Origin of the sequence: Pseudomonas anuradhapurensis, from assembly GCF_014269225.2 — a bacterium.
Lineage (GTDB): Bacteria > Pseudomonadota > Gammaproteobacteria > Pseudomonadales > Pseudomonadaceae > Aquipseudomonas > Aquipseudomonas anuradhapurensis.
In genome coordinates this window covers 2,821,680-2,848,473 of sequence record NZ_CP077097.1, presented here as the reverse complement: position 1 = coordinate 2,848,473, position 26,794 = coordinate 2,821,680, and the positions used below count along the sequence as shown (strand labels likewise).

Below are 26,794 nucleotides of genomic sequence, written 5' to 3'. Positions count from 1 at the left end.
CCGCGCGGGGACGAGGCTCCAGTATGCGCGGCCAAAAGAAAGCCCGCCAGATTGGCGGGCTTGTGGGCATCAGCCAGGGCTTAGCGCTTGGGGTTCAAGGTCAGGTGCACGTGGCGGTTCACGTCCTTGTACAGCAGGTAGCTGAACTTGCCTGGGCCACCGGCGTAACAGGCTTGCGGGCAGAAGGCGCGCAGCCACATGAAGTCGCCGGCTTCCACTTCGACCCAGTCCTGGTTCAGGCGGTACACCGCCTTTCCTTCGAGCACGTACAGGCCGTGCTCCATCACGTGGGTTTCAGCAAACGGAATCACACCGCCCGGCTGGAATGTGACGATGTTCACATGCATGTCATGGCGCATGTCGGCCATGTCGACGAAGCGGGTGGTGACCCAGCGGCCTTCGGTGCCTGGCATTTCGATGACGGTGGCGTTGTCACGGTGGGTCACGAAGGATTCCGGAACGTCCAGGCCTTCGACTTTCTGGTAATGCTTGCGCAGCCAGTGGAAGGTGACGTTGGCCTTGCTGTTGTTGCGCAGGCTCCACTCGGCGCCGGGTGCCAGGAAGGCGTAGCCGCCCGGTACCAGGGTGTGGTGCTTGCCTTCGACGGTGATGTCCAGTTCGCCTTCGACGATGAACACCACCGCTTCGGCGTTCGGGTCCAGCTCGGGGCGCTCGCTGCCGCCTTCCGGGGCGACTTCGACGATGTACTGCGAGAAGGTCTCGGCAAAGCCGGTCAGCGGGCGGGCGATGACCCACATGCGCATCTTGTCCCAGAACGGCAGGTGGCTGGTGACGATGTCGCGCATCACACCCTTGGGGATGACGGCATAGGCTTCGGTGAACATGGCACGGTCAGTCAGCAGCTCGGTCTGAGCCGGGTGCCCACCGTGGGGGGCGAAGTAGGAATGGTTCGACATGGACGATCTCGACTTGTTGTTCTCTCCCCATGCCGTGAACCGCACCGGCCGGTGCGGCGCAGGGGATGTGGCGACAGAATAGGGGCGAGAGCGTTCCATCCACAAATTAAATGTTGGAATACCCGGTATTTGCCAGCTAAATGCTGACCTGGCGACCTGCGTGCGCTTCCGGCAAACGGTCACCGTGGCCGAACAGCTTGTGCCGCAAGCTGCCCTCGGCATAGCTCAGCGGGTAGCGGCCACGCCGTTGCAGCTCGGGTACCAGCAGCTCCACCACCTGGGCGAGGTCGTCCGGTTGCACGGCGTAGGTCAGGTTGAAACCATCGATGCCGGTCTCCTCCAACCAGCTTTCCAACTGGTCGGCGACTTCGCTGGGAGCTCCGACCAGCACCGGGCCCCGGCCACCCAGGCCGACGAATTCGGCGGCCTCGCGCACGGTCCAGCGGCGGTTCGGGTCGGCCGCGGTAAAGGCGGCCAGGGCTGCGCGGCCGGCATCGTTCTCGACATATTCGATCGGCGCGTCGGGATCGAGGCCAGCAAAGTCGATGCCGGTCCAGCCCGACAGCAGCGCCAGGGCGGCGTCCAGGTCCACATGACGGCGGTACTCGGCGAAGCGTGCTTCGGCTTGTTCTTGGGTGGGGGCGACAATCACCAGGGCCTGGGCGTAGATCAGCACGGCGTCACGGTCGCGCCCGGCGGCCTCGCAGGCCTGGCGAATGCCGTCGGCGTAGCGGCACAGCACCGTGGGCGTCGGCCCGCTGATGAACACGCACTCGGCGTGGCGCGCCGCGAACTGCTGGCCGCGCGGCGAAGCGCCGGCCTGGAACAGCACTGGCGTGCGCTGGGGCGACGGCTGGCACAGGTGCATGCCGGGTACCTGAAAGTGCTCGCCGGCATGCCTGATAGGGTGCACCCGGGATGGCTCGATATACCGCCCGCTGTCACGCTCCAGCAGCACCGCGTCTTCGTCCCAGCTTTTTTCCCACAGCTTGTACAGCACCTGCAGGTATTCCTCGGCCAGGTCGTAGCGCTGGTCGTGGCCCAGTTGCTGCGCCAGGCCCAGGTTCCTTGCAGCGCTGTCGAGGTAGCCGGTGACGATGTTCCAGCCGACGCGGCCATTGCTCAGGTGGTCGAGCGTGGACATGCGCCGGGCGAACGGGTAGGGGTGTTCGTAGGTGAGCGAGAAGGTGACGCCAAAGCCCAGGTGTTCGGTAACCCCGGCCATGGCCGGCACCAGCAGCAGCGGGTCGTTGACCGGCACCTGCACGCCGCCGCGCAGGGCGGCTTCGGGGCCGCCCTGGTAGACGTCGTAGATGCCCAGCACATCGGCGATGAACAGGGCGTCGAACAGGCCGCGTTCGAGCAGGCGGGCCAGGTCGGTCCAGTAACCCAGGCGGTTGAAGTTCACACTGGTGTTGCGCGGGTGGCGCCACAGGCCGGGCGACTGGTGGCTGGCGGCGTTCATGCTGAAGGCATTGAAGCGGATCGGGCGGGGCATGCTGTGGGCTCCGTTCAAGGCAGCACGGAAGCCGGGTAGACCGCATCGGCCACCTGCAGCCTGCGCGGAATCAGGCCCAGGCCCTGGAAGGTATCGGCCAGCTTCTGCTGCTCGGCCACGATCTGCGGGGTGATCGCCACGGCGTTGTAGTTGCGGCGCTCGCTGGCCACTTGCAGCACGTCGGCGCTGATCCCCAGTTGGGGGGCCAGCAGCGCGGCGACTTCATCAGGCTTGGCATTGGCCCACTGGCTGACCTTGCCCAGTTCGCTGAAGAAGGTTTTCAGCAGGTCACGGTGCTGGTCGGCGAAGCTGGCGGTGGACAGGTAGAAGGTGCGGTTGTTGGACAGGCCGCTGCCGTCGCGCAGGTTTTTCAGGCCTGGCTGGCTTTCTGCCGCAGCCAGGAACGGGTCCCACAGGGTCACGGCCTGGACGCTGCCTGATTGCAGGGCGGCCACGGCATCGGCGGCGTTGTTGACGTAGGCTGGAGTGATGTCACGGTAGCTGAGGCCGGCCTGCTCCAGCGCAACCGCCAGCAGGTATTGGGCATTCCAGCCGCGACCCGTGGCGACGCGCTTGCCCTTGAGGTCCTGGACACTGGCCAGGTGATCCTGCTCGCGCACCACCAGGCCGATGCCACGTGGGTAGGGCTGCTCGGCAGCCAGGTACACCACCGGCTTGCCTGCGGCCTGGGCGAATACCGAGGGGGCATCGGCGGCATGGCCAAGGTCGATGGCGCCCGTGCTCAGCGCTTCGAGCAGTTGCGGGCCAGCGGCGAACTCATGCCAGCTGACGGTTACGCCTTGTGGTGCCAGAGCCTTCTCCAGGGCGCCGCTGCCCTTGAGGATGTTGATACTGTTGAACTTCTGGTAGCCAATGCGCAGTGTCCTGGCCTCGTCGGCCAAGGCTTGCGACCAAGGCAGCAGGGCGCTGGCGGCACTGGCCAGCAGACCGCCGAGCAGCAGGCGGCGTAGGGGGGAGAAAGCACGGTTGGGCATGGGCATTGCTCCTTGAGTCGGTAGGGAAACGGTGCGTCCAGACTAAGGAGCTGGCGTTGGGCTTTCAATTTTTATATTCCATTTCGTTAGAATGTTTAGTCATTTACATATCATTTTGTTTTATGTGAAATGTGCCCGACGCGTCAGCGGCCCGGAAAGCGTCTGGCCGCCATACCAACGGCGCGCTTCCCTGTATGGCCCTGCTCACGGATAATCCGGGCAATCCAATGAACAGCCTGTGAGTGGGTATGAGTGATTCCGTAGTCAGCCTCGGCCAGCCTGAAATCGAAGGGGGGCGCAAGACGCGCAAGAACAACCCCGAGAAAACGCGTGAGGACATCCTTCAGGCCGCCATCCACGAGTTCGTCCAGCAAGGGCTGGCCGGTGCTCGTGTTGACGCCATCGCCGAGCGCACCGCCACCTCCAAGCGCATGATCTACTACTACTTCGGCAGCAAGGAGCAGCTGTACTGCGAGTGCCTGGTCAAGTTGTACGGGGATATCCGCAAGACCGAGCAGAGCCTGGACCTGGAGTCGCTGCCGGCCGAGCAGGCGATCCGCCGGCTGGTGGAGTTCACTTTCGATCACCACGACCGCAACGTCGACTTCGTGCGGATCATCTGTACCGAGAACATCCACTATGGCGAGTACGTGAAGCAGTCGCCGACGATCCGCGAAATGAGCAGCCTGGTGCTCGAGGCCCTGGGCAATACCCTGCGCCGGGGTGTCGAGGAAGGTGTGTTCCGCGCCGGCATCGAGGTCATCGACCTGCACATGCTGATGAGTTCGTTCTGCTTCTACCGGGTATCGAATCGCCATACCTTTGGCGAGATCTTCCAGATCGACCTCGCCGCTGACGAGGTCAAGCAGCGCCACAAAGCCATGATCTGTGATGCAGTGCTGCGCTATATCCGCGCCTGATCGGTATTTTCTGGATGCTTGGGCGGGCCGTCATTCGCCGAGTCGCTGCTCACGCGATGGTGGGTAGCCGAAGTACGCCGCATAGCACTTGCTGAAGTGTGATACCGAGACGAAACCGCAGGCCACTGCAACCTCCATCACCGACAGGTCGGAGTACTGCAGCAGGCGGCGGCTCTTGGTGATGCGCAACTCCATGTAGTAGCGCCGCGGCGAGGTACCCAGCTGGGCCTGGAACAGGCGGTCGATCTGCCGGCGCGAGCGCCCACTGTAGACGGCCAGCTGGTCGAGGCTGAGGGTTTCCTCGAGGTTGTTCTCCATCAGCTCGACGATGGTGCGCAGGTGCAGGCTCATGGATTTCTTCGCCCCTGGGCCAACCTGGCGGTAGCGCGCGCCGGAGAACGACAGGATCTCTTCCACGCCCTCGGCCAGGCCGTCGCCATACAGCCGGCGCACAAGGCCCAGCATCAGCTCCATGGCGCCATTGGGGCTGGCGGCACTGAGGCGGTCGCGATCGAGGGTGAAGCTGGCCGGGGTGATGCGGGTTTGTGGGCTGCGTTCACACAGGCTGGCGCGCTGTTCGGGGTGGATGCTGCAGCCATAATCGTCCAGCACCCCGGCGCGGCCAAGGAACCAGGCACCGTTCCACAGGCCGCCCAAGGCCATGCCGTGAGCAGCGCAGTCACCCAGCAGGCGGTCCAGCTCGGGGTATTTCAGCGGCGTGCGCAAGCCGCCGCAGATAATCAACAGGTCCAGTTCCTTCAACGCCTCGGCAGACATTTCGCTGGCCACCAGCTCCAGCCCCAGGTCGCTGAGCACACGGTCGCCGTCCAGTGACAGCGGGGTGAAGCGGAAACTGTCGGCACGCAGCAGGTTGGCCGTGACCAGCACGTCCATGGCCACGGTGAAGCTGGCCATCGAAAAGTGTTCGAGCAGTACGAAATCGACCCGGTAAGGGGCCTGGGCACTGGCGCTGTTGGACTTCAGCCGCAGCATGTTGCTGGTACTGGTCTTCTTGCTGAACTGGCGTGGCGTGGGCACTCTGGACTCCGCTTCCGGGCTGGCCTGGAGAGTGTGGCGGGTGGCCGTTGGAAAGACAATCTCGTGGGTGGCGCTGGCATATTCGAGGTCGTGTTCAGGCAAGCTGTCTGGCTGGGTCGGTTACCGTTATGCTGATGCTCCCGCCACTGAGGATGCCTTGATGAAATACGCCGCTGCCGTGTTGCTTTGCCTGATGCCACTGCTGGCCAATGCCCTGGAACCGGGCGAAAAGCTCGCACCGTGGACGTTGCTCGACCAATACGACCAGGCCTACAGCCTCGATGTCGGCACGCATATCCTGCTGGTAACCCGCGACATGGACGGAGCCAAGCTGGTCAAGGCGGCGTTGGCCGACCAGCCCAAGGGTTACCTGGAAGCGCGCGATGCGGTATTCGTCGCCGATATCCAGCGCATGCCGGCGCTGATCAGCAAGCTGTTCGCCATTCCCGCCATGCGTGACTACCACTACCGCGTGCTGCTTGACCGTGATGGGCGGGTAGCCAGCCGTTATCCCGGGCAGGACGGCCAGGTGCAGTGGCTGCAGCTGGAGCAGGGCAAGCTGGTGAGCCAGCAGGCGTTTGCCGATGCGGCGGCGTTGAAGGCGGCGCTGGAAAATGCACCCCGCCACTGAAGCCGGCCGGGGGCGGCCTTGTTGTCGGTGAGCCTGGACAAATAAATCTGAACCCCGGGCGTCCTCCGAAACCCAAATGCATTACATGCCATTGGGAGGATGCTCATGGAAATTGGAACGATCTGGTTCATCGTCGCCATGCTGGTGATCGTGCTGGAAATCTGGGCCATCTGGCACATCATTGGCAGTGACCGGCGCGCCGAGCGCAAGATGCTGTGGGTAGTGTTCGTGGTCTACGCGCCATTCCCCGGCCTGCTGTTCTGGGCCTGGCGCGGGCCGCGGGCGGTGAAGGGCAGGGCGGTACTGGAGGAAAAATAAGCTGATCGGCATCAGGCGCGGGGGCGCCTGATCGCCCTTGACCTCGAGTTAACTCGAGGTCCGATACTGCGTCACGCTTTCAACCAATCGAGGACTGACCGTGACCCATTCAACCGCGTTCCAGCTGAGCAATCCCGAAGGCCTGTACGACCCCAGCGACAATGCCTATTCCCATGTCGCCGAGGTCCGGGCCGGCACCCGTCTGCTGTTCATCGCCGGCCAGGGCGGGGAAGGCCGCGACGGGCAGCTGTCGCCGCTGTTCGCCGAGCAGGCACGCCAGGCGCTGGCCAACCTGGAAGTGGCCCTGGCCTCAAAAGGAGCCAACTTGGCCCAGGTGTTCAAATTGACGCTGTTGATCGTCGACCACTCCGAAACGCGCCTGCGGGAGTGGGTCGCCGAGGCTGACAAGGCTTGGGGCCCGCACCTGAAACCGACCTGCACGTTGATACCGGTAGCGCGGCTTGCGCTGGACGGCATGCTGGTGGAGATTGAGGCGGTGGCAGCGCTGTAGCGCCGACGATGCGCTGGTGGCGGCAACGGAACAGGCTGTTGTATATCGGTGCTGGTCAGATCAGCATGGCCGCTATAACAACAATTCCTTCTCAGAGGTGACCACACCATGAGTACCGGCACCACCACGCTCTACCACCGCAAGGCCCGGCCCTGGCTGTGGCCTGCACTGTTCAGCCTGGTGGCCTTTGCTGCCAACTCGGTGTTCTGTCGCCTGGCGCTGAAGGATGGCGCCATCGACCCGGCATCCTTCACGGTGGTGCGCCTGGCCAGTGGCGCACTGTTTTTGCTGGTCCTGATCCGCCTGCGCAAGCCGGTGTTGGCCATGGGCGGCAGCTGGCGGGGTGGCCTGGCCTTGTTCCTCTATGCGTTCCTGTTTTCTGCCGCGTACCTGCAACTGGGCGCCGGTGCCGGTGCGTTGCTGTTGTTCGGTGCAGTGCAGATCACCATGTTCGGTTTCGCCTGGTACTCCGGTGAACGGATTACCGCGCGGATGTTGCTGGGCATGCTGATTGCCTTTGCCGGGCTTTTGCTGCTGCTGTTGCCCGGCAGCGCAGCGCCACCCTTGGCCAGTGCCTTGCTGATGGCGGCGTCCGGCGTGTCCTGGGGGGTGTATTCGCTACTCGGCAAAGGCTCGCCCAGGCCGCTGGCGGACACTGCTGGCAATTTCGCCCGGAGCTTGCCGTGCCTGGTACTGCTGGCACCGATGCTGTTACTGGGCGCCGAGCTGCAGGTGACCCCATTGGGCGTGTTGTTTGCCCTGGGCTCCGGCGTCCTGGCATCAGGTGCCGGCTATGCCGTGTGGTACAGCGTGGTCAGGCAGATCAGTGCACAACAGGCGGCAACCTTGCAGCTAAGCGTACCGGTGATCGCCGCACTGGGTGGGGTTGCCCTGATCGGTGAAACGTTGTCGTTGCGCTTGCTGCTGGCGTGCGTCGTTGTGCTCGGCGGCATAGCCCTGGCCCTGGTGCGAAAACGCTAGAAGAACCTGCGCTGCGCCTTCAGCGTGACCATGCTGTCGCAATAGCTGTTGCTGCCGGAATACGCATCGCAAGCGCCACCACTGAGGTTGGAGTCGCTGTAGATCAGGTCCAGGTCAATGCCAAGCCAGGGCCGGGACAACGCCAGCGACCAATCGGAAAAGCCGTTCACCTGGCTACCATCGCCAAGGGTGAAGGGCTGGCCCAGGCGGTGATGAGCGAGCTTGGCGGTGAGCTCGACGCCGAACAGCGGCAATTGGCCGAAATCGGCGAACAGCGTGCCGGTGCGATGGTCAGGGCTGTCGCGCAGCGCGCCACCGAAACGGCTGCCCAGTACCGACACCCCACCGTACAGGGCATAACTGTCGGAGCCGGCGATGTTTGGCTGGCTATACTGGATCAACCCCACCTCGTAGCCCAGGCTGCTGTCGAAGCGCTGCTTGTAGCCGAGGTAACTGTCCAGGCGCAGGGTGGAATCAGGTGACACGCCCATGCTTGGGGCGTATTGGCCGAGGTACCAGCCACTGGGGTGGTTGAAGTCGAGACCACCGTGGAACGCACCGATCGCCGTGGGCGAGATCAGCCCTTGGGCCATGCTGCGTGAGGGGCTGGTGCCGAGGGTGAAGTCGAAATCGCCCAGTTCGCGTTTGATCTGTTGGGCCAGCAGCACAGGGCAGAACAGCAGTGCCGCACCCAACAACAGAAGGGGCCTGGTCATGGTCTCCATCCTGGAAGGCTTGTGCTTGAGCGGTAAAGCATACCGGTGCGGGAGGACGGAGGGAACCTCTGGCGGGCCTGTTCAGCCGTTGCGCGAACCGTCGCTGTCGGTGGCTTCGGTCACCACAGGCAGGCTGCCGGCACGCTGGATCACCCGCCGTTGCTGCTCGTAATCGTCCAGCGACAGGCCACGCCGTTGCAGCGCCTCGAGTTGCAGCTGGCGGGTTTCTTCGGCGCTGTAGGGGCGCAGTTCGGGGTGGTTGGCACAGCCGCTGGCGCTGGCGATCGCAACAGTGGCAAGGGTGGCGGACAGCAGGCGGGCCAGGGTGTTCATCGGGTAGCTCCAGGAACGGTGTGGTGAAGGTCAAGTCGATGGAGCCAGGGTATTCGGCCAGGCCATTGGGCAGAAATTGCCGTTCTTGATAGTGACTATCGATGGTTCCTGCAGAACCGGGAGGGCGTGATGGGGCAAGACGAGCAACCGCGCAAATGGGGAGTGCTGGAGCCGATTGACCGTATTACCGAAGTGATCTTCGGGCTGTTGATGGCCATGACCTTCATCGGCTCGCTGAGCGTAGCCACGGCGGGGCGCGAAGATGCCCGGCTGATGCTGATTGCCGCGTTCGGCTGCAACCTGGCCTGGGGCCTGGCCGATGCAGTCATCTACCTGCTGCGCACCTGGACCGAGCGCACCCGCAGCCGTACGCTGCTGGCCCGCATGCAGGCCGGCGAGGGCAGCCAGGCGCGCAGGCTGATTGCCGCTGCGTTGCCGGCGCGCATCAGCCTGGCGTTGGATGAGGACGGGCTTGAAGTGCTGCGCGAGCGTATGCTGCGGGATGCCGCCCGCCCGATACCGGCCCGCCTGGGGCTGGACGATTTCAAGGCCGCCCTGGCCACGTTCCTGCTGGTGGTGGTGGCGACGTTCCCGGTGGTGATCCCGTTCTTGCTGATCGATACCACTGCCACGGCCATCCGCGTATCTCACCTGGTGGCCCTGGCCATGCTGTACCTGGCAGGCTGGCTGCTGGCGCGGTATTCCGGTGGTCGCACCCAGTTGACCGGAGTGGTCCTGGCGGCTGTCGGGGCGGCGTTGATCCTGGCGATCATTGCCCTGGGGGGTTGAGGTGCCTTCTCCAAGGACCTGGATGGGCACTGCATCACCCGCGAAGAGGCCGGTAACGAGCTGCTGCAGCTGGCAACTTTGGTGCATGAAAAGTTTGCGCCTGTGCATCTGGCCAAAAGCATGGCCGTTGCTACCCTTAACCCACGCGGTCCGGCCTCGTGGAGAGAAGCGATGCGCAAGCCATTGTCAATGGTGTTGTCGGTGCTGCTGTATCTGAGCGCAATGCCTGGCCCGGTGTCGGCAGAAGACGTACCCGCCCCGGACCCGGCACCGCAAGCCGAGACGGTGGTGGCCAAGGACCCGGTGTTCAGCCAGGAACAACTGGACCAGATGCTCGCGCCCATTGCCCTGTACCCCGATGCCTTGCTGGCCCAGGTGCTGATGGCCGCCACCTACCCTGGGCAGGTCAGCGAAGCGGTGAGCTGGTCCAAGGCCAACCCCAAGGCCTCTGGTGACGCGGCCGTCAAGCAGGTGGCGAACCAGCCCTGGGACCCCAGCGTACAAGCGTTGGTGGCCTTCCCCCAGGTTTTGGCCACCTTGGGCCAGGACCCGGTGTGGGTGCAGCGGCTGGGCGATGCCTTCCTCGCGCAGCCCGACGATGTCATGGGCGGCGTGCAGCGCCTGCGTCACCAGGCCCAGGCGGCGGGTAACCTGCAGAGCAACCAGTACCAGAACGTGACCGTGCAGGCCGCCCCGGCACCAGCGCCGGCCGCCAGCAGTGGCACAACCCAGGTGGTCGCGGCCAGCAGCCCGCCCACCACCATCGTCATCGAGCCGGCCGACCCGCAAGTGGTGTACGTGCCCAGCTATAACCCAACCACTGCTTATGGCAGCTGGGCCTACCCAGCCTCGCCGCCGCCGTATTACCCGCCGCCGCCCATGTACTACCCCGGTTCCGCGCTGGTTGCCGGCCTGGCCTTTGGTACCGGCGTGGCGATCGTCGCCTCGTTGTGGGGGGACTGCGACTGGGACAACCACGACATCGATATCGACGTCGACCGCTACAACAACATCAATGCCAACAACCGCATCAGCAACACCCAGAACAAATGGCAGCACAACGCCGCCAACCGCGACGGCGTGCCGTACCGCGATGCCCGCAGCCGGCAGCAATATGGTCGCCAGCTCGACGGTGCCAGCCAGCGTACCGCCTTCCGTGGTGATGACGCCCAGCGCGCCCAGGCCCGCGACAAGGCCCGAGCGTCCATGGACCGGGCTGGTATCGAACGGCCGGCCACCAGCAATCGCCAGGCGCGCCAGCAGATGCGCGAGGCGCAAGCAGGCAATACGGTGGGCAACCGCCTGCAAACGCGTGCCAACGACACCAGGGCAGCCGAGCGCCGTCAGGACGCTCGCAGCACTCAGGCGCGCCTGCAGAACAACCAGGTGACCCCGCGCAGGCAGGGTGAAGGCCAGGCGCGGCAACTCGCGCAGAACCGGCCCGGCAGCAGTGCCGGTCGGGCCCGCAACAATGCCTTTGATGGCGTGCGAGCGCCGTCGCGCACCAGCATGCAGGCCAGCCGTGGTCGCACCAGCCAGTCGTTCGCCCAGCGGCCAGGCGCGTCGCGTGCCGCCGGGCACACGATCTTCCGGCCCAGTGCGCCTGTACGCCGCGGGGGAGGTGGCCGTCGATGAACCGTCTATCGATAGCGGCGCTGCTAATCGCAGCGGGTCTGCTTTGGCCAACCGTGGCTGCGGCGCAGGAAGCCTTCGCCACGCCAGAAAAGGCCGTGGACGCCTTCGTTGCGGCGCTGGGCGAGGAGAAACCCGATGAAGCCCGTCTGGCCCAGCTGCTGGGCGATGACTGGCGTATCTACATACCGCGCGGCGGTGTGCAACGCAGTGACGTGGACACGTTCCTGGAGCAGTATCGCGCGCAGCACAGCATCGACAGGTCGGGGGATGGCAAGGCCATCCTCGCGGTGGGCAGTGAACACTGGACGCTGCCCATCCCGCTAACTCAAGGTAGCCAGGGCTGGCGCTTCGACCTCAAGGCCGGCAGTGCCGAAATCCGCGCCCGGCGTATTGGCCGCAACGAGTTGGGGGCCATGCAATCACTATTGGCCTACCACGACGCGCAGATGGACTACGCCACTCAGGACCGTAACGGTGACGGCGCGCTGGAATATGCGCAGAAGATCTTCAGCGAACCTGGCAAGCATGACGGGTTGTACTGGGATGATGACGGCGACGGGCAAGTCAGCCCACTGGGCCCGCTGTTTGGCCAGGACGTGGTCGGCGACGCGTGGTATGGCTACCACTTCCGCATCCTCGACGCACAAGGCCCATCCGCCCCCGGCGGTGCCTACAGCTACCTGATCGGCAAGCACATGAGCCGCGGCTTTGCCATGGTCGCCTGGCCGGCGAAGTACGACGACAGCGGGGTGATGAGCTTCATGATCAGCCATGACGGCGAGGTGTTCGAGAAGGACCTCGGGCCGCAAGGTGACCACCTGGCCAGGCAGATGAAGCGCTTCGACCCGGATGACAGCTGGAAGGTGGTGGAGGTGCCGGCGGAGGATTGAGGGGGCGAGTCCCGTGAGGGTTCAGGGCGCGGTTCGCGATTCCAGGTCCATGTCGACCGGCCAGTTCACCTTCGGGGCCAAACGCAGAGCGAATTCACGCCAAAGCACGTCGTCGTGGTCTCTGGGTTCGCCGGGTGGCGGCAGGGCTGAAGGGCGAGCAACAAGCTTCCTAAAACATCGTAGGAATCTTCGGTTTAGCGCTCTTGTGCGAGCGGGCTGCCCAGCAGCTTCGGCTGGCTGCCGGCGCGATCCGCCTACTGCCTCAACATCTGCCGCACCAGCCACTGCCCAGCAGGCCCCAGCGCCTGCCTGCCTGACCAGACCACATCCATGGCGACACGCCGTGGGTAACCGGCCACCTGCAGCTCCAGCAACCCGTTGCCAAACCGCGCCACCAGCGCCCTGGGCAGTTCGGCCCAGCCGAATCCGCGCACGGCGAACTCCAGCAGGGTGAGGTAGTCCGGCGCCGACCAGGCCTGGCCGCGGCCTTGATGCGGGCTGGGGGCATAGGTCCTGATGTACAGCTGGCGCGTGCTTTCAAGGTGCTGCATTTGCAACGGAGCCCGGTTCGCCAACGGGTGATCGCTGGCCACGTACACACCGAACTCCGCCTGCTCCGGCAAGCGGGCGACGGCCACGTCTGCGGGGTATCCAGGTTGCGCGGCAAGGATGCCGATCTGCGCCAGGCCCTGCTGGATCAGCTCGATGACATCGGCATCTTCGGACGGGCCGCAGCGCAGTTCGGTATGCGGATAACGCTCGGCAAAGCGGGCCATCAGCGCGCCCTGGAAGGTGACGCTGTAACTGTCCGACATCACCACCGACACCAATGCCTCGACCTTTTCCGCCAGCCGTACCGCCAAGGCATCAAGCTGGGCGCTGGCATCGAGAATCGCCTCGACATGGCTCAACACTTGCCGGCCCGCTTGGTTCAAGGTGGGGTGGCGACCGCTGCGGTCGAACAATGGGCAGCCGATATCAGCCTCGAAATTGGCGATGGCGATGCTGATGGTGGACTGGCTTTTACGCAGCTTGCGCGCTGCCGCGGAGAACGAGCCCAGCGATGCGGCTTCGACAAAGGCGAGCAGAGCTTCGGGTGAGTAGCGCATGGTATTGATAAAACCGATGGTAGCTATGTCGCGAGTATCAGTTTTAACAAAGAAAATGGGAAGCACGACTCAAGCAATATGATGGGCTTTGCCATGAAAAACGTTTCCTTCATTGAACGCCTGGTTCATGCCGTTGGTTATGAAGTGTTCGCCGTGCTGCTGTGTGCGCCGCTGTTGTCCTGGATCATGGGCAAGTCGCTGGCAACGACAGGGATGCTGGCGGTGCTGCTGTCGCTGATCGCGATGCTGTGGAACATGGTCTACAACGCGCTGGTCGATCGCCATGTACGGCTTGAGCGGATCCACTGGACGGCCCGCGCACGGTTCGTGCACGGCCTGGGTTTCGAGGCGGGGCTGGTGGTCTGGTGCCTGCCGCTGGCGGCGTGGATGCTGGATATCTCCCTGGTGCAGGCGTTCATGGTGGAGCTGGGCTTCTTCGTGATCATCCTGCCTTACACCGTGCTGTACAACTGGGCGTTCGACAGGGCACGGCACCTGTTCCTGCAGCGCCGTGCTGCACCAGTCACCAGCCCGACACGCACCCTGTAGGCGCGCGCAAGTTCCTTGAATGCCAAAAAACGGGGCATGCCATCGCTGGCATGCCCCGTTTTCATTCCGCCAAGGCGCCTCAGGCGACTTTGACGATCCAGCCTGCCGGTGCTTCGATATCACCGCTCTGGATGCCGGTCAGCTCGTTGTAGAGCTTCTGGGTAACCGGGCCGACCTTTTCCAAGTCATGGAACACGTGCAGCTTGCCGTTGTACTCGATGCCGCCGATCGGGGTAATCACCGCAGCAGTACCGCAGGCGCCGGCTTCGACGAAACGGTCCAGCTTGTTGATTTCGACATCGCCTTCGATCACGGTCAGGCCCAGGCGCGATTGCGCCAGTTCCATCAGCGACAGGCGGGTGATGCCTGGCAGCACCGAGGCCGATTTCGGCGTGACGAACTCGTTGTTGGCGGTGATGCCGAAGAAGTTGGCCGAACCGACTTCCTCGATCTTGGTGTGGGTCAGCGGGTCGAGGTAGATCGCGTCGGCGAAATTGGCCTTCTTCGCTTCGGCACCCGGCTGCAGGCTGGCGGCGTAGTTGCCACCGACCTTGGCCGCGCCCGTGCCTTGCGGGGCCGCGCGGTCGAAGCTGGAAATCTGGAAGTTGTGCGGCTTCATGCCACCCTTGAAGTACGAGCCCACCGGGATGGCGAAGATCGAGAAGATGAACTCGGGGGCGGTGCGCACGCCAATGTTGTCACCGGTGCCGATCACGAACGGGCGCAGGTAGAGGGCGCCTTTGCCATGTGGCGGGACGAACTTCTCGTTGGCCTTGACCACTTGCTTGCACGCCTCGATGAACGCATCGGTCGGCACCTGCGGCATCAGCAGGCGGGCGCAGCTGCGTTGCATGCGTGCGGCGTTCTGGTCCGGGCGGAACAGGTTGATCGAACCGTCCTTGCAGCGGTAGGCCTTGAGGCCTTCGAAGCATTGCTGGCCGTAGTGCAGGGCCGTGGAGCCTTCACTGATGTGCAGCACGTTGTCTTCGGTCAGGGTGCCTTTGTCCCACTCGCCATTGCGCCATACGGACAGGTAGCGTTTGTCGGTCTTGATGTAGTCGAAACCCAGCTTGTCCCAATTAATGCTTTCGTTGCTCATGACACCCTCATTGTCTTGCAAGTGCCCAATCACTCGGGCTGCTGTTATATGCGCACCACGCCACCATAATACATCCGCGGCAGATCGGGAACGGCCAGTCACGAAACTCCCAGGCGCTGAACATATCGAGGCAAGCCCCAGCGGCAATGGTTGACCACCCGCCAACCACTGCGTAGCCTTGCCACTTCGAGGTTCTTCGGCCAGGCCGAAGCTAAGACGGGAACGCGGTACAAGCCGCGGCTGCCCCCGCAACTGTAAGCACCGACAACGGATCGACACAGCCACTGCGCCCGCGCGCGGGAAGGCGTCATCCCGCCAGCCTGCCGCATTGGCGAGCAACTGGAACGGTGCGAGCCAGGAGACCTGCCTCGGCACGTTTTCGACTTTCAACCGGGCGGGGTGATCCGGTGGCGAACAAGCCCGGCCGGCCTGGCCTGCGGCTGTCGTCCTGCATGCCCGCGCCAATCTGCCAAGGGCAATGCGACATGAAAACACTGGCCAAGCTCCCCGTCACCATCGTCACCGGCTTCCTCGGCTCGGGCAAGACCACCTTGCTGCGGCACATGCTCGACAACGCCCAGGGCCGCCGCATCGCGGTAATCGTCAACGAGTTCGGCGAACTGGGCATCGACGGTGAAATCCTCAAGCAGTGCAGCATCGGTTGCACCGAGGAAGAAGCCAGCGGTCGGGTCTACGAACTGGCCAACGGCTGCCTGTGCTGCACCGTGCAGGAAGAGTTCTTCCCGGTGATGCGCGAGTTGGTGGCACGCCGTGGCGACTTGGACCATATCCTCATCGAAACCAGCGGCCTGGCGCTGCCCAAACCGCTGGTGCAAGCCTTCCAGTGGCCGGAAATCCGCAATGCTTGCACAGTCGACGCGGTGATCACTGTGGTCGACAGCCCTGCGGTGGCCGCCGGCACCTTCGCCGCCTACCCGGACCAGGTCGATGCCCAGCGCAAGCTCGACCCCAACCTGGACCACGAGTCGCCACTGCACGAACTGTTCGCCGACCAGTTGGCCAGCGCCGACCTGGTGGTGCTGAACAAGGCCGACCTGATCGACGCCGAAGGCCTGGCCAAGGTCCGCACCGAGGTGGCCGAAGAACTGCCTCCGGCGGTCAAGGTTGTCGAGGCCAGCAGCGGCAAGCTGCCGCTGGAGGTGCTGCTGGGTGTGGGCGCCGAGTCCGAGGCGCACATCGATGGCCGCCGTACCCACCATGATTCCCACCATGACGGTGATGACCATGACGATCATGACCACGACGCCTTCGACTCCATCTCCATCGACCTGCCCGAAGCCGACGAAAGCCTGCTGCTCGATGCCCTGACCCAGCTGGTGGTGGAGTTCGGCATCCTGCGCGCCAAAGGCTTCGCTGCAATCCCCGGCAAACCGATGCGCCTGCTGGTGCAAGGCGTGGGTACCCGTTTCGACAAGCACTTCGACCGCGCCTGGCGCGCCGACGAGCCGCGCATCACCCGCCTGGTGCTGATTGGCCAGGACCTCGACGCCGCCCAGCTGGAAGCGCGCCTGCGCCAGGCACTAGGCGCCTGACCCATGCACCTGCTGCGGACCCAGCCCGGCGGCTTCGTGCCGGATGACAGCATTGCCGACCTCGGCCAGACGCCCGCCGAGCTGGTGATTCTCTGCAGCGGCGATTCGCACCTGGCATTGCTCGCCGATACCGCCGAGCAATTGCCCGAGGATTACCCCAGCCTGCGCCTGGCCAACCCGATGCAGGTACAGAACCATGCCTCGGTCGACCTGTACGTCGACCAGGTACTGCGCCATGCGAAGGTCATCCTGGTGTCGCTGCACGGTGGCGTCGGTTACTGGCGCTATGGCGTCGAGCAACTGGTCGAACTGGCCGGCCGTGGCGTGCAACTGATCCTGGTGCCGGGCGACGACCGCCCGGACCCGGAGCTGACCAGCCTGGGCAGTGTCAGCGGCGAGCAGGCCGAGCGCCTCTGGCACTACTTGCGCCAGGGCGGCAAGGCCAATGCCATCAACCTGTTCAACTGCCTGGCCAGCCAGTGGCTGGGCCGCGACTATGCCTGGGACGAGCCGCAGCCTTTGCCGCGCACCGCCGTGTATCACCCGGCCAAGGGCAGCGCCACGCTGGAGGACTGGTACCCGCAGTGGCACCCCGAACAGCCGGTGGCACCGCTGCTGTTCTACCGCTCGCACCTGCAGGCGGCCAACACCGCGTTCATCGACGTGTTCTGCCAACGGCTGCAGGCTGCCGGCCTCAACCCCTTGCCGATCGCCGTGGCCAGCCTCAAGGAAAGCGCATGCCTGGAACAGGTCGAAGCCTGGCTGGACGAGGTTGGCGCCGAGGTGCTGGTCAATACCACAGGCTTTGCCCTGTCCAGCCCCGAACGGCCCAACCTGCGCCCGTTCCGTCGCGACATCCCGGTGCTCCAGGCCATTTGCGCGCAGGACAACCAGCCCGGTTGGGAAGCCAGCGAGCAAGGCCTGGGCGCGCGCGACCTGGCCATGCACATTGCCTTGCCGGAACTGGACGGGCGCATCATCACCCGCCCGGTCAGCTTCAAGGACATGGCCTGGCGCAGCGAGCGCAGCCAGTCCGACGTGGTCTGCTACCGTGCCCACCCCGAACGCATGGATTTCGTCGCCGAGCTGGCCCGCCGCTGGGTCGAGCTGGCGCGTTTGCCCAATGCCCAGAAGCGGGTGGCCCTGGTGTTGGCCAACTACCCGACCCGGGATGGCCGCATCGGCAACGGTGTCGGCCTGGACACGCCAGCGGCTGCGTTGAACATCCTCAAGGCGCTGCGGGCCGAAGGTTACCCGTTGGCCGATTTGCCGGGCAGCGGCACGCAACTGATTCAGCAACTGCTGGGTGGTGTGACCAATGACCTTGACCTGCTGGACCTGCGCCCCTGCGCGCAAAGCCTGAGCCTGGCCGATTACCAGGCTGCCTTCGAGCGCCTGCCAGAGGCCAACCGCCAGGCCGTGCTGGAACGCTGGGGGCCGCCGCAGCAGGACCCGATGTACCGCAGTGGCCGGCTGATGGTGGCCGGCCTGCGCTTCGGCCTGACCTTCGTCGGTATCCAGCCGGCCCGCGGCTACCAGGTGGACCCCAGCGCGGTGTACCACGACCCCGACCTGGTGCCGCCCCACGGCTACCTGGCGTTTCACTTCTGGCTGCGCCATGCCTTTGCCGCCGACGCGGTGATCCACGTGGGCAAGCACGGCAACCTCGAATGGTTGCCCGGCAAGGGCGTCGGCTTGTCAGCGCAATGCTGGCCGGATGCGTTGCTCGGCCCGCTGCCGAACATCTACCCGTTCATCGTCAATGACCCGGGCGAGGGCGCCCAGGCCAAACGGCGCACCCAGGCGGTGATCATCGACCACCTGATGCCGCCGCTGACGCGCGCCGAAACCTACGGCCCGTTGCGCCATCTGGAACAACTGGCGGATGAATTCTATGAAGCGCAACTGCTCGACCCAAGGCGTGCCCGCGAGCTGCAGCGCGACATCCTCGAACTGGTCAAGGCCAACCACATCGACCGCGAATTGCAATTGGAAGGGCAACTGGATGATGCCGCCGTGTGGCTGCCGCGCCTGGACACCTACCTGTGCGACCTGAAGGAATCGCAGATTCGCGATGGCCTGCATGTGTTCGGCCAGTCGCCGCAAGGGCGGCTGCGCGTGGATACCCTGCTGGCGCTGTTACGGGTCGAGCGGGGCGATGGTCGCGGCGGCAATGCCAGCCTGCTGCGCGTGCTGGCCAAGGCGCTGGTGCCGGGTTTCGACCCGCTCGATTGTGACCTCGGCCAGCCGTGGCAGGGCGTGCGACCCGCGCAACTGCTGGCCCTGAGCGACGAACCTTGGCGTACCTGTGGCGACACCCGCGAACGTCTCGAACTGTTGGCCTTGCAGGTAATCGAGCAGGCACTGGATGGCACCGTACAGTTACCGGCAGAGGGCGAATGGCAACCGGTCCATGACGTGGTGCAGGCCCTGCGTGAAACGGTGGCACCCAGCCTGGACGCCTGCGGTAACGCCGAAATCAGCGGCCTGCTGGCCGCGCTGGCAGGGCGTTTCGTGCCTGCCGGCCCCAGTGGTGCACCCAGCCGTGGGCGCCTGGATGTGCTGCCCACCGGTCGTAACTTCTATACCGTGGATGTGCGCAACCTGCCCACCACCACGGCCTGGCGCCTGGGCTTCGCCTCGGCCAACCTGATCCTCGAACGTCACCTGCAGGACCATGGCGACCACTTGCGCCAGCTCGGCCTGTCGGTATGGGGCACGGCGACCATGCGCACAGGTGGCGACGACATCGCCCAGGCCATGGCACTGATGGGGGTACGCCCGGTCTGGGCCAGTGGCAGCCAGCGTGTCGACGATTTCGAGATCCTGCCGTTGAGCCTGCTCGACCGCCCGCGGGTGGACGTGACCTTGCGCGTTTCCGGGTTTTTCCGCGATGCCTTCGGCAACCTCATTCGCCTGTTCGATGCCGCTGTGCAGGCGGTCGCTGCGCTGGACGAGCCGGACGATCTCAACCCTCTGGCTGCCCGGGTGCGCAGCGAGCGTGCCACGCTGCAGGCGCAAGGGCTGGATGCCGAGCAGGCTGCGCGCCAGGCTGGTTGGCGGGTGTTCGGCGCCAAACCCGGGGCCTATGGCGCAGGGGTGCAGAACGCCATCGACGGGCGCCTGTGGCACAGCCGCGACGACCTGGCCGAGGTCTACCTCAACCATGGCGGCTATGCCTACGGCGGCAGCGACGACGGGACACCGGCCCGCGCCCAGTTCGCCCAGCGCCTGGCCAGGGTGCAGGCGGTGTTGCAGAACCAGGACAACCACGAGCACGACCTGCTCGACTCCAACGACTATTACCAGTTCCAGGGTGGCATGCTGGCGGCGTCGGAAACCTTGTCCGCTGCGGCGGTGGCCAGCTACCACGGCGACCACAGCCAGGCCGACCGACCGCGCATCCGTACCCTCAAGGAAGAGCTGAACCGGGTCATCCGCGCCCGTGCACTCAACCCGAAGTGGATCGACGGGGTCAAGCGCCATGGCTACAAGGGCGCGTTCGAGATGGCGGCGACGGTCGACAACCTGTTTGCCTTCGATGCCACCACGCACCTGATCGACGACCATCATTACCAGTCGCTGGCCGATGCCTATGTGCTCGACCCGGCGACCCGCAACTTCATGCGCGAGCACAACCCCGAGGCCTTGCGCGACCTTACCGAGCGCCTGCTGGAGGCCCAGCAACGCGGCCTGTGGCAGGCGCCGGGTGATTACCGCGAAGCCCTCGAGGAGCAACTGCTCGACGGCGAGGAACAGGCTTGAAATGAGTGAACCCGTGCAATTTCCGCTGGCCGCCGTGGTCGCTGCCGACGACCTCAAGCTGGCGCTGTGCCTGACGGCTATCGACCCGAAGATCGGTGGTGTGCTGATCGAGGGGCCGCGTGGCATGGCCAAGAGCACCCTGGCCCGTGGCCTCGCCGACCTGCTGGGGGAGGGGCCGTTCGTCACCCTGCCGCTGGGGGCCAGCGAGGAACGCCTGGTCGGCACTCTCGACCTGGATGCTGCGCTCGGGCAGGGCAAGGCGCAGTTTTCCCCGGGCGTGCTGGCCCAGGCCGATGGCGGCGTGCTGTACGTCGACGAGGTCAACCTGCTGCCCGACACCCTGGTCGACCTGTTGCTCGACGTGGCGGCCAGCGGTACCAACCGGGTCGAGCGTGACGGCATTTCGCACCGGCACAGTGCCCGCTTCGTATTGATCGGCACCATGAACCCGGAGGAAGGCGAACTGCGCCCGCAGCTGCTCGACCGCTTCGGCCTGAACGTGGCCCTGGAAGGCTTGCCCGAGCCGGCAGCGCGTCAACAAATCATTCGTCGCCGCCTGGCGTTCGACAGCGACCCGCAGGCTTTCTGTGCGCAATGGGCCCCGGCCCAGGCGCAATTGCGCGAACGCTGCCAGGCCGCCCGCCACGCCCTGGCCGATATCGCCCTGGACGACCAGGCGCTGGCCTGGATCACCGAGCGCTGCTATGCCGCCGGGGTCGATGGCCTGCGTGCCGACCTGGTCTGGTTGCGGGCTGCGCGCGCGCACTGCGCCTGGCGCGGTGCTGCAGCCATCGAAGAGGCCGATGTCGAGGCGGTGGCCGAGTTCGCCCTGCGCCATCGTCGCCGGGTTACTCCCCAGGCCAACCCGCCTTCGACGCCGTCGCAAGCTGGGCAGCAGCCTGTGCCGCAGGGTGCCGGTAACCCGGGTGAACAGGCCGGGCAGGGCGACTGGGGGGCATTGCCGGCGCAGCCGGTCGCCAGCGGCGCCCGCCGTGAGGTGCCGAACTGGGCAAAAAAGCCCTGAGCATCCCCCAGCCAACTGCCAAGGGGCCGGATGCCAAAGCAGGCGCAGGCAAGCAGCACGGTACCCGCACGGGCCGTGCGCGGCATGCCGCCAGCGGTCGGGTGGCCTGGCTGCCGACCTTGCTCAAGGGCCGGCCACGGCTGCGCCAGGACCTGTGCTGGCAGCTGCGCCAGGCCAGGCCAGCCGAGTTGTGGCTGGTTATCGTCGATGCCTCGGCCTCGACCCGGCGCCACCAGGCACTGGCGCAGACCAAGGGGCTGCTGGCGACACTGTTCGACCAGGCGTACCGCCAGCGCGCCAGGCTGGCCCTGCTGACTGCCAGCGGGCGCACGCCGCAGTGGCAACGTCACGGCCTGAAGGCTTCGGCCGCCTTGCAGCCGTGGCTGCACGCCTTGGGTGCCGGTGGCGGAACGCCGTTGCTTGCCGCACTGGAACAGGCCCGGCATTGGCTCCAGGCGCGGCAACGCGCCCACCCGCAGGAAGCGTTGCGTTGCCTGGTGTTTACCGATGGCCGCCTGCAGCATTGCAATGGTGTACAGCCGATGCCGTGCACCACGTTGCTGGTGGATATGGAAATGGCGCCGGTGCGCCTGGGGCGCGCGCAGCGTCTGGCGGAACAACTGCAAGCGGATTATCAGCACTTGCAACAGTTCAAGATCCGGGAGTGAAAAGTACCGGCGCGACACAATGTCGCAACAAGCAGCGTTGCCAGAACAGCAACTGAGGAAGTTATACAAGTGCGTGGCAAGCACGCACTTGGTTTTTGCCGGGTTATATTATTTCGGCATCGACCACGGTTGCAGGTCGTAACCTTTTTCGCAGAGTTCCGCGCGCACTTCTTCAATCAGGCTGGCCCACTGGGCCGGGTCGGAATAGATGCTCGACGACACTTGCTTGCTGCCGATGCGGGTGCTGGTCCGGTCGATCACTGCCAGGCTCAGTTCACCAGTACCGTTGGGGGCATCCCAGGCTACGCACTGGAAGGGTTCGAAGGCGTGGTCGGCAATCAGCAGTGCTTCGTTGACACGGAGCGGGGCATTCATGGTTCGGTCTCTCTATGGTCCCAAACATCCAGATGAAGTCCGCGTTGCTTTAAAGTCGCCTCAGTGGTCGCGAAGTGCAGCGCGGGGTTATGTGTACTGATGCTCAATGTCCGGGGGCAAGTCACACAGGGTTGGTAAAAAATTTTTCAGGGCGGTGTTTCACCCCGGCCCTTGCCGCCATGTGATGTCGATAAAGTGCGAAAATTCCCATGACAGATTGTAAAAAAATGATTCGGCAGACAGACGGTACTGGGCACCGTCAACTTCGTTGCTACTGTTAATCGGGCGCCACAACTTGCTGTTTTATTTCACAAAACCAAAAACTGGCGCCAAGGATCGGTCATGCAACAGCCAGCCGCCCAACGCCGTCTGCTCATCGTCGACCCTTGCGACGACTGCCACCGCTTGTTGCCAGGCCTGCGCAGCGCAGGCTGGGATGTGGACAGCTGCAGGCTCGGCGCCGCGCTGGATCAACCTTGCGATGTGGGCCTGTTACGCTTGCAGGCTAGCCACCTGAGGCATCCGGATGCGGTCAAGGACCTGATCACCCGCAGCAACACCGAATGGATTGCCGTGCTCAGCGCCGAACAGCTGCGCATGCCGGCGGTCGGCGATTTTGTCTGCGAATGGTTTTTCGACTTCCACACCCTGCCATTCGACGTATCCCGGGTGCAGGTCACCCTGGGCCGTGCCTTCGGCATGGCCCGCCTGCGCGGCAGGGGCGTGCGCAAGGCCGAGGAAACCACCCACGAGCTGCTGGGTGAAAGCCGCCCGATCCGCGAGCTGCGCAAGCTGCTGGGCAAGCTGGCACCCACCGAGTCGCCAGTGCTGATCCGTGGTGAAAGTGGCACCGGCAAGGAGCTGGTCGCGCGCACCCTGCATCGCCAGTCGCAGCGCAGCGAGCAACCGTTCATCGCCATCAACTGCGGGGCGATACCCGAACACCTGATCCAGTCGGAATTGTTCGGCCACGAAAAAGGGGCGTTCACCGGTGCCCACCAGCGCAAGACCGGGCGCATCGAAGCCGCCCACGGCGGCACGCTGTTCCTCGACGAAATTGGCGACCTGCCGCTGGAGCTGCAGGCCAACCTGCTGCGCTTTCTGCAGGAAAAGCATATCGAGCGCGTGGGCGGCAGCCAGCCGATCCCGGTGGACGTGCGGGTGCTGGCGGCTACCCATGTGGACCTGGAAAAGGCCATCGCACAAGGGCGCTTCCGTGAGGACCTTTACTACCGCCTCAACGTCCTGCAGGTAGTCACCGCGCCACTGCGTGACCGGCATGGTGACTTGGCTATGCTGGCCAGCCATTTTGCCCAGTTCTACAGCCTGGAAACCGGGCGTCGCCCGCGGTCGTTCAGCGACAACGCCCTGGCGGCCATGGGCCGGCATGACTGGCCGGGTAACGTGCGTGAGCTGGCCAACCGGGTACGCCGCGGGCTGGTCCTTGCCGAAGGCCGGCAAATCGAAGCGCAGGACCTGGGGCTGGATACCCTCGAGCCGGCACAACCGCCACTGGGCACGCTGGAGGAGTACAAGCACCGGGCCGAGCGCCAGGCGCTATGCGACGTGCTCAACCGGCACAGTGACAACCTGAGCGTGGCGGCCAAGGTGCTGGGTATTTCGCGGCCGACATTCTATCGGTTGCTGCACAAGCACCAGATACGCTGAGGGCGGGTTCGCCCGGTCCTTGCCGGATCGTGCGAACCCGCTGGCGCTACGCTCAATGCGGCCCGCGTGGAATGGTCTTGAGCAAGTCTTCCGGGCTGATGTGCCCGACCACCTGGGCCACCGCGCTGCCTGGGGTCGGCAGGTCGATGATGTGGCTCTTCATCTTGCCGATCACATGCATTTCGCACGGCTTGCAGTCGAACTTCAGGGTCAGTACTTCGTCGCCCTGAATCAGCTGCATCGGCGCCACCTTGGTACGCACGCCGGTCACGCCCTTGGCCTGCTTGGGGCACAGGTTGAAGGAGAAACGCAGGCAGTGCTTGGTGATCATCACCGGCACTTCGCCATGCTCTTCATGGGCCTCGTAGGCTGCGTCGATCAGTTGCACCCCGTGGCGGTGGTAGAAGTCACGGGCCTTCTGGTTGTACACGTTGGCCAGGAACGACAAATGCGACTCGGGGTATACCGGCGGTGGCGTGGTCTCGGCCTTGCGCCCACCACGCGGGTGCGCCTGCACACGTGCCGCGGTCAACGCCTCGATGGCTTCGCGGCGCAGGGCCTTGAGCTGCGAGTTGGGGATGAAGAACGCCTGCGGGGCATCCAGTTCGATGCTGTCGGCGTGGTACATCGTAGTACCCAGCTGGCCGAGCAGGTCGTGCAACTGCTCCAGCGCCTGCTGCGGCTTGTTGGCCGGGCCGAACGGGCCGTCCAGCGCCACCTGCGCGTTCACACCTTCTTCGCTGGTGACGGTCAGCGCCAGGCGCTGCTCGCGCAATACCGCGTGCCAGTGCACGCCGACCCGGCGTTCGGCCGAGGTGCGTTGCAGGGCCTGCTGCCAGTTGTGGTCGAGGTTGCGCGACAGCGGGTGGTTGGGCCGCAGCTTGTGCAGGCCTTCGGGCATTTCGTTGGGCTCGACGCGGTAACGGTAGCGCTTCTCGCCGTCTTCCTCGAACGCGCTGCGCAGCTCGGCGATGTTGGCGCGGAAACCCACCACTTCGCGCTTGACCAGCACGTTGAGGCCGTCGCCATTGGTCAGCGGCACTTCGGTGACTACCTGCAGGTCGCGCTTGCCGACCTTCTCCACCACACCTACCGGCAGGCCGGTGAAGGTTGGCGAGTCGAAGGCACCGATGTCGACCTTGCGCTCGGTGACGAAGTAGTCGGTGCTGCCACGGTGGAAGGTCTTGTCCGGGTCGGGCACGAAGAAATGCTCGGTGCGGCCGCTGGAGGCGCGGGCCAGCTCCGGGCGGTCTTCGAGGATGGCGTCGAGTTCCTTGCGGTAGTGGGCAGTGATGTTCTTCACATAGCCCATGTCCTTGTAGCGGCCTTCGATCTTGAACGAGCGTACGCCGGCATCGACCAGGTCGCGCAGGTTGGCGGTCTGGTTGTTGTCCTTCATCGACAGCAGGTGCTTCTCGAAGGCCACCACGCGGCCCTGGTCATCCTTCAGGGTGTAGGGCAGGCGGCAGGCCTGGGAGCAATCGCCACGGTTGGCGCTGCGGCCGGTCTGCGCGTGGGAGATGTTGCACTGGCCGGAGAAGGCCACGCACAACGCGCCGTGGATGAAGAACTCGATGGCGGCGTCGGTCTCGGCGGCAATGGCGCGGATCTGCTGCAGGTTCAGCTCGCGGGCCAGCACCAGCTGGGAGAAGCCGGCCTGGTCGAGGAACTTGGCCCGCTCCAGGGTGCGGATGTCGGTCTGCGTACTGGCGTGCAGCTCGATCGGCGGGATGTCCAGTTCCATCACGCCCAGGTCCTGCACGATCAAGGCATCGACGCCGGCGTCGTACAACTGGTGGATCAGCGTGCGGGCGGGTTCCAGTTCGTTGTCGTGGAGGATGGTGTTGATGGTGGTGAAAACGCGTGCGTGGTAGCGATGGGCGAACTCGACCAGTTCGGCGATATCGCTGACTTCGTTGCAGGCGTTATGGCGCGCGCCGAAGCTCGGGCCGCCGATATAGATGGCGTCAGCGCCGTGCAGGATCGCTTCGCGGGCGATGGCAACGTCACGGGCAGGGCTGAGCAGTTCCAGGTGATTCTTTGGAAGGGACATGTCGTTATAGGTTCGGGCTGTCACGGTTTAGGCGGGCATTGTAGCGGCGAAAGCGGACGGCGACATCATTGCGCTGCCCAGAGGTGCAGGTCGGTAGCGGATACAGTCCTGTGCAGGAGCGGCCTTGCGTCGCGAAAGGGCTGCGCAGCGCCCCCAGGCCATCAGCTGCGCCGCCGATATCGCCGGGGCCGCGTTGCGGCCCATCGCGACGCCAGGCCGCTCCTGCACGGATTTTGCGTTACGGACCGCTCAGCGCTTGGCGGCCATCGCGGTCACTTCCACGCGCATGCCTTCGACCGCCAGCGCGGCCACGCCCACGGCGGCGCGTACTGGCCAGGGCTTGCTGAAGTAGCGCTGGTACACCTCGTTGAATGCCGCGCGGTCGGCCATGTCGGTCAGGTAGATGGTCAGGTGCAGCACGCGGTCCATGCCGCTGCCGGCTTTTTCCAGCGCCACCTTCAGCGCCTGCAGGGTGCACTCGCTTTGCGCGACGATGCCACCCAGCTCCAGGCTGCCATCGGCGTGGGTCGGGATCTGGGTGGTGACCAGCACGCCATTGTATTCGGCGACGTCAGATGAGATCGACTCGGCGTCCGGGTCCGGGGTGTAGATGATGTCTGCATTTGCCATGGTGTATCGTGCCTTGCAACGGAAGGAAAGCGGCAAGCCTACGCGAGCGCGCTGGCCCGGTCGAGGGCGCCCCGGTGTTTGAAATGCCTGGCGTTCGCCGTCACAATCGCGCCCCATTGCAAAGCCAGG

25 protein-coding genes and 1 riboswitch are annotated in these 26,794 nt (G+C 64.9%); of the genes, 14 read left to right on the top strand and 11 right to left on the bottom strand.

What is annotated here, in order from left to right; genetic code table 11:
• Positions 1 to 80: 80 nt before the first annotated feature.
• The 3 genes from HU763_RS13210 to HU763_RS13200 form a co-directional block, all read right to left on the bottom strand.
• Positions 81 to 917, bottom strand: a complete 837-nt coding sequence (locus HU763_RS13210; RefSeq protein ID WP_170030190.1) for a bifunctional allantoicase/(S)-ureidoglycine aminohydrolase — start codon at positions 915 to 917, stop codon at positions 81 to 83.
• Between the two features lie 136 nt (positions 918 to 1,053).
• Entirely contained in the window at positions 1,054 to 2,415 is a 1,362-nt protein-coding gene (locus tag HU763_RS13205; protein ID WP_186685694.1) for an LLM class flavin-dependent oxidoreductase, read from the bottom strand.
• A gap of 14 nt (positions 2,416 to 2,429) precedes the next feature.
• Positions 2,430 to 3,410 carry an aliphatic sulfonate ABC transporter substrate-binding protein gene (locus HU763_RS13200; protein WP_186685695.1) on the bottom strand — a complete coding sequence of 327 codons (981 nt, stop codon included), beginning with the start codon at positions 3,408 to 3,410 and terminating at the stop codon, positions 2,430 to 2,432.
• A 248-nt stretch (positions 3,411 to 3,658) separates the two neighbouring features.
• Between HU763_RS13200 and HU763_RS13195 the strand changes: the two genes are divergently transcribed.
• Positions 3,659 to 4,330 carry a TetR/AcrR family transcriptional regulator gene (locus HU763_RS13195; RefSeq protein ID WP_186685696.1) on the top strand — a complete coding sequence of 224 codons (672 nt, stop codon included), beginning with the start codon at positions 3,659 to 3,661 and terminating at the stop codon, positions 4,328 to 4,330.
• A 30-nt stretch (positions 4,331 to 4,360) separates the two neighbouring features.
• On the opposite strand, the gene HU763_RS13190 is transcribed toward HU763_RS13195, so the two are convergent.
• Positions 4,361 to 5,368: a GlxA family transcriptional regulator gene (locus tag HU763_RS13190; protein WP_186686033.1), complete on the bottom strand. Its 1,008-nt coding sequence runs from the start codon at positions 5,366 to 5,368 to the stop codon at positions 4,361 to 4,363.
• Between the two features lie 160 nt (positions 5,369 to 5,528).
• Here HU763_RS13190 and HU763_RS13185 point away from each other — a divergent pair, with 160 nt between their 5' ends.
• The 4 genes from HU763_RS13185 to HU763_RS13170 all read left to right on the top strand — a co-directional run bounded on the left by HU763_RS13185 (position 5,529) and on the right by HU763_RS13170 (position 7,809).
• Positions 5,529 to 5,999, top strand: a complete 471-nt coding sequence (locus HU763_RS13185) for an FAD/FMN-containing dehydrogenase (RefSeq protein ID WP_186685697.1) — start codon at positions 5,529 to 5,531, stop codon at positions 5,997 to 5,999.
• Positions 6,000 to 6,104: 105 nt separating this feature from the next.
• Positions 6,105 to 6,317, top strand: a complete 213-nt coding sequence (locus HU763_RS13180) for a PLD nuclease N-terminal domain-containing protein (RefSeq protein WP_186685698.1) — start codon at positions 6,105 to 6,107, stop codon at positions 6,315 to 6,317.
• A gap of 100 nt (positions 6,318 to 6,417) precedes the next feature.
• Complete coding sequence (locus tag HU763_RS13175) at positions 6,418 to 6,828, top strand: RidA family protein (protein WP_186685699.1); 411 nt, start codon at positions 6,418 to 6,420, stop codon at positions 6,826 to 6,828.
• A gap of 108 nt (positions 6,829 to 6,936) precedes the next feature.
• The gene (locus tag HU763_RS13170; RefSeq protein ID WP_186685701.1) at positions 6,937 to 7,809 is read left to right on the top strand and encodes a DMT family transporter; all 873 of its coding nucleotides are present in this window, start codon (positions 6,937 to 6,939) and stop codon (positions 7,807 to 7,809) included.
• On the opposite strand, the gene HU763_RS13165 is transcribed toward HU763_RS13170, so the two are convergent.
• Positions 7,806 to 8,525 (bottom strand): TorF family putative porin, encoded by a 720-nt coding sequence (locus HU763_RS13165; protein ID WP_186685704.1) that lies wholly within the window; start codon positions 8,523 to 8,525, stop codon positions 7,806 to 7,808. The two genes, HU763_RS13170 and HU763_RS13165, sit on opposite strands and share 4 nt — an antisense overlap.
• Before the next feature lie 81 nt (positions 8,526 to 8,606).
• Positions 8,607 to 8,858: a hypothetical protein gene (locus HU763_RS13160; RefSeq protein WP_186685706.1), complete on the bottom strand. Its 252-nt coding sequence runs from the start codon at positions 8,856 to 8,858 to the stop codon at positions 8,607 to 8,609.
• Between the two features lie 129 nt (positions 8,859 to 8,987).
• Here HU763_RS13160 and HU763_RS13155 point away from each other — a divergent pair, with 129 nt between their 5' ends.
• The 3 genes from HU763_RS13155 to HU763_RS13145 all read left to right on the top strand — a co-directional run bounded on the left by HU763_RS13155 (position 8,988) and on the right by HU763_RS13145 (position 12,172).
• Positions 8,988 to 9,647, top strand: coding sequence for a VIT1/CCC1 transporter family protein (locus HU763_RS13155; protein WP_186685708.1), 660 nt, complete (start codon positions 8,988 to 8,990; stop codon positions 9,645 to 9,647).
• Positions 9,648 to 9,818: 171 nt separating this feature from the next.
• Positions 9,819 to 11,282: a DUF3300 domain-containing protein gene (locus HU763_RS13150; protein ID WP_186685710.1), complete on the top strand. Its 1,464-nt coding sequence runs from the start codon at positions 9,819 to 9,821 to the stop codon at positions 11,280 to 11,282.
• A complete protein-coding gene (locus HU763_RS13145; RefSeq protein WP_170030176.1) occupies positions 11,279 to 12,172 on the top strand; it encodes a DUF2950 domain-containing protein in 894 nt (297 codons plus the stop codon). The genes HU763_RS13150 and HU763_RS13145 overlap by 4 nt, the downstream gene beginning before the upstream one ends.
• Before the next feature lie 254 nt (positions 12,173 to 12,426).
• Here HU763_RS13145 and HU763_RS13140 read toward each other — a convergent pair whose 3' ends face one another.
• Positions 12,427 to 13,281, bottom strand: coding sequence for a LysR family transcriptional regulator (locus tag HU763_RS13140; RefSeq protein WP_170030175.1), 855 nt, complete (start codon positions 13,279 to 13,281; stop codon positions 12,427 to 12,429).
• Positions 13,282 to 13,374: 93 nt separating this feature from the next.
• Here HU763_RS13140 and HU763_RS13135 point away from each other — a divergent pair, with 93 nt between their 5' ends.
• Entirely contained in the window at positions 13,375 to 13,830 is a 456-nt protein-coding gene (locus HU763_RS13135; protein WP_186685712.1) for a multidrug/biocide efflux PACE transporter, read from the top strand.
• A gap of 79 nt (positions 13,831 to 13,909) precedes the next feature.
• Here HU763_RS13135 and HU763_RS13130 read toward each other — a convergent pair whose 3' ends face one another.
• Positions 13,910 to 14,950, bottom strand: a complete 1,041-nt coding sequence (locus HU763_RS13130; RefSeq protein WP_264081851.1) for a branched-chain amino acid aminotransferase — start codon at positions 14,948 to 14,950, stop codon at positions 13,910 to 13,912.
• A 151-nt stretch (positions 14,951 to 15,101) separates the two neighbouring features.
• Positions 15,102 to 15,314: riboswitch (cobalamin riboswitch) on the top strand.
• A 100-nt stretch (positions 15,315 to 15,414) separates the two neighbouring features.
• Between HU763_RS13130 and cobW the strand changes: the two genes are divergently transcribed.
• The 4 genes from cobW (at position 15,415) to HU763_RS13110 (ending at position 21,939) form a co-directional block, all read left to right on the top strand.
• Complete coding sequence (gene cobW / locus HU763_RS13125) at positions 15,415 to 16,482, top strand: cobalamin biosynthesis protein CobW (RefSeq protein WP_186676679.1); 1,068 nt, start codon at positions 15,415 to 15,417, stop codon at positions 16,480 to 16,482.
• Between the two features lie 3 nt (positions 16,483 to 16,485).
• Positions 16,486 to 20,247, top strand: coding sequence for a cobaltochelatase subunit CobN (gene cobN / locus HU763_RS13120; protein ID WP_186685716.1), 3,762 nt, complete (start codon positions 16,486 to 16,488; stop codon positions 20,245 to 20,247).
• A 1-nt stretch (position 20,248) separates the two neighbouring features.
• On the top strand, positions 20,249 to 21,271 hold the full coding sequence (locus HU763_RS13115) for a magnesium chelatase ATPase subunit I (RefSeq protein WP_186685717.1): 1,023 nt from the start codon (positions 20,249 to 20,251) through the stop codon (positions 21,269 to 21,271).
• A gap of 101 nt (positions 21,272 to 21,372) precedes the next feature.
• Positions 21,373 to 21,939 carry a vWA domain-containing protein gene (locus HU763_RS13110; RefSeq protein ID WP_186685719.1) on the top strand — a complete coding sequence of 189 codons (567 nt, stop codon included), beginning with the start codon at positions 21,373 to 21,375 and terminating at the stop codon, positions 21,937 to 21,939.
• A gap of 108 nt (positions 21,940 to 22,047) precedes the next feature.
• Here HU763_RS13110 and HU763_RS13105 read toward each other — a convergent pair whose 3' ends face one another.
• A complete protein-coding gene (locus tag HU763_RS13105; RefSeq protein WP_186676691.1) occupies positions 22,048 to 22,314 on the bottom strand; it encodes a hypothetical protein in 267 nt (88 codons plus the stop codon).
• Positions 22,315 to 22,656: 342 nt separating this feature from the next.
• On the opposite strand from HU763_RS13105, the gene HU763_RS13100 reads away from it, so the two are divergent.
• Positions 22,657 to 23,982 carry a sigma-54 dependent transcriptional regulator gene (locus HU763_RS13100; protein ID WP_186685721.1) on the top strand — a complete coding sequence of 442 codons (1,326 nt, stop codon included), beginning with the start codon at positions 22,657 to 22,659 and terminating at the stop codon, positions 23,980 to 23,982.
• Between the two features lie 52 nt (positions 23,983 to 24,034).
• Here the strand turns inward: HU763_RS13100 and HU763_RS13095 are convergent, their stop codons facing one another.
• Positions 24,035 to 26,035: a peptidase U32 family protein gene (locus tag HU763_RS13095; protein ID WP_186685723.1), complete on the bottom strand. Its 2,001-nt coding sequence runs from the start codon at positions 26,033 to 26,035 to the stop codon at positions 24,035 to 24,037.
• Between the two features lie 249 nt (positions 26,036 to 26,284).
• Positions 26,285 to 26,665, bottom strand: coding sequence for a RidA family protein (locus tag HU763_RS13090; protein WP_186685725.1), 381 nt, complete (start codon positions 26,663 to 26,665; stop codon positions 26,285 to 26,287).
• Between the last annotated feature and the right edge of the window lie 129 nt (positions 26,666 to 26,794).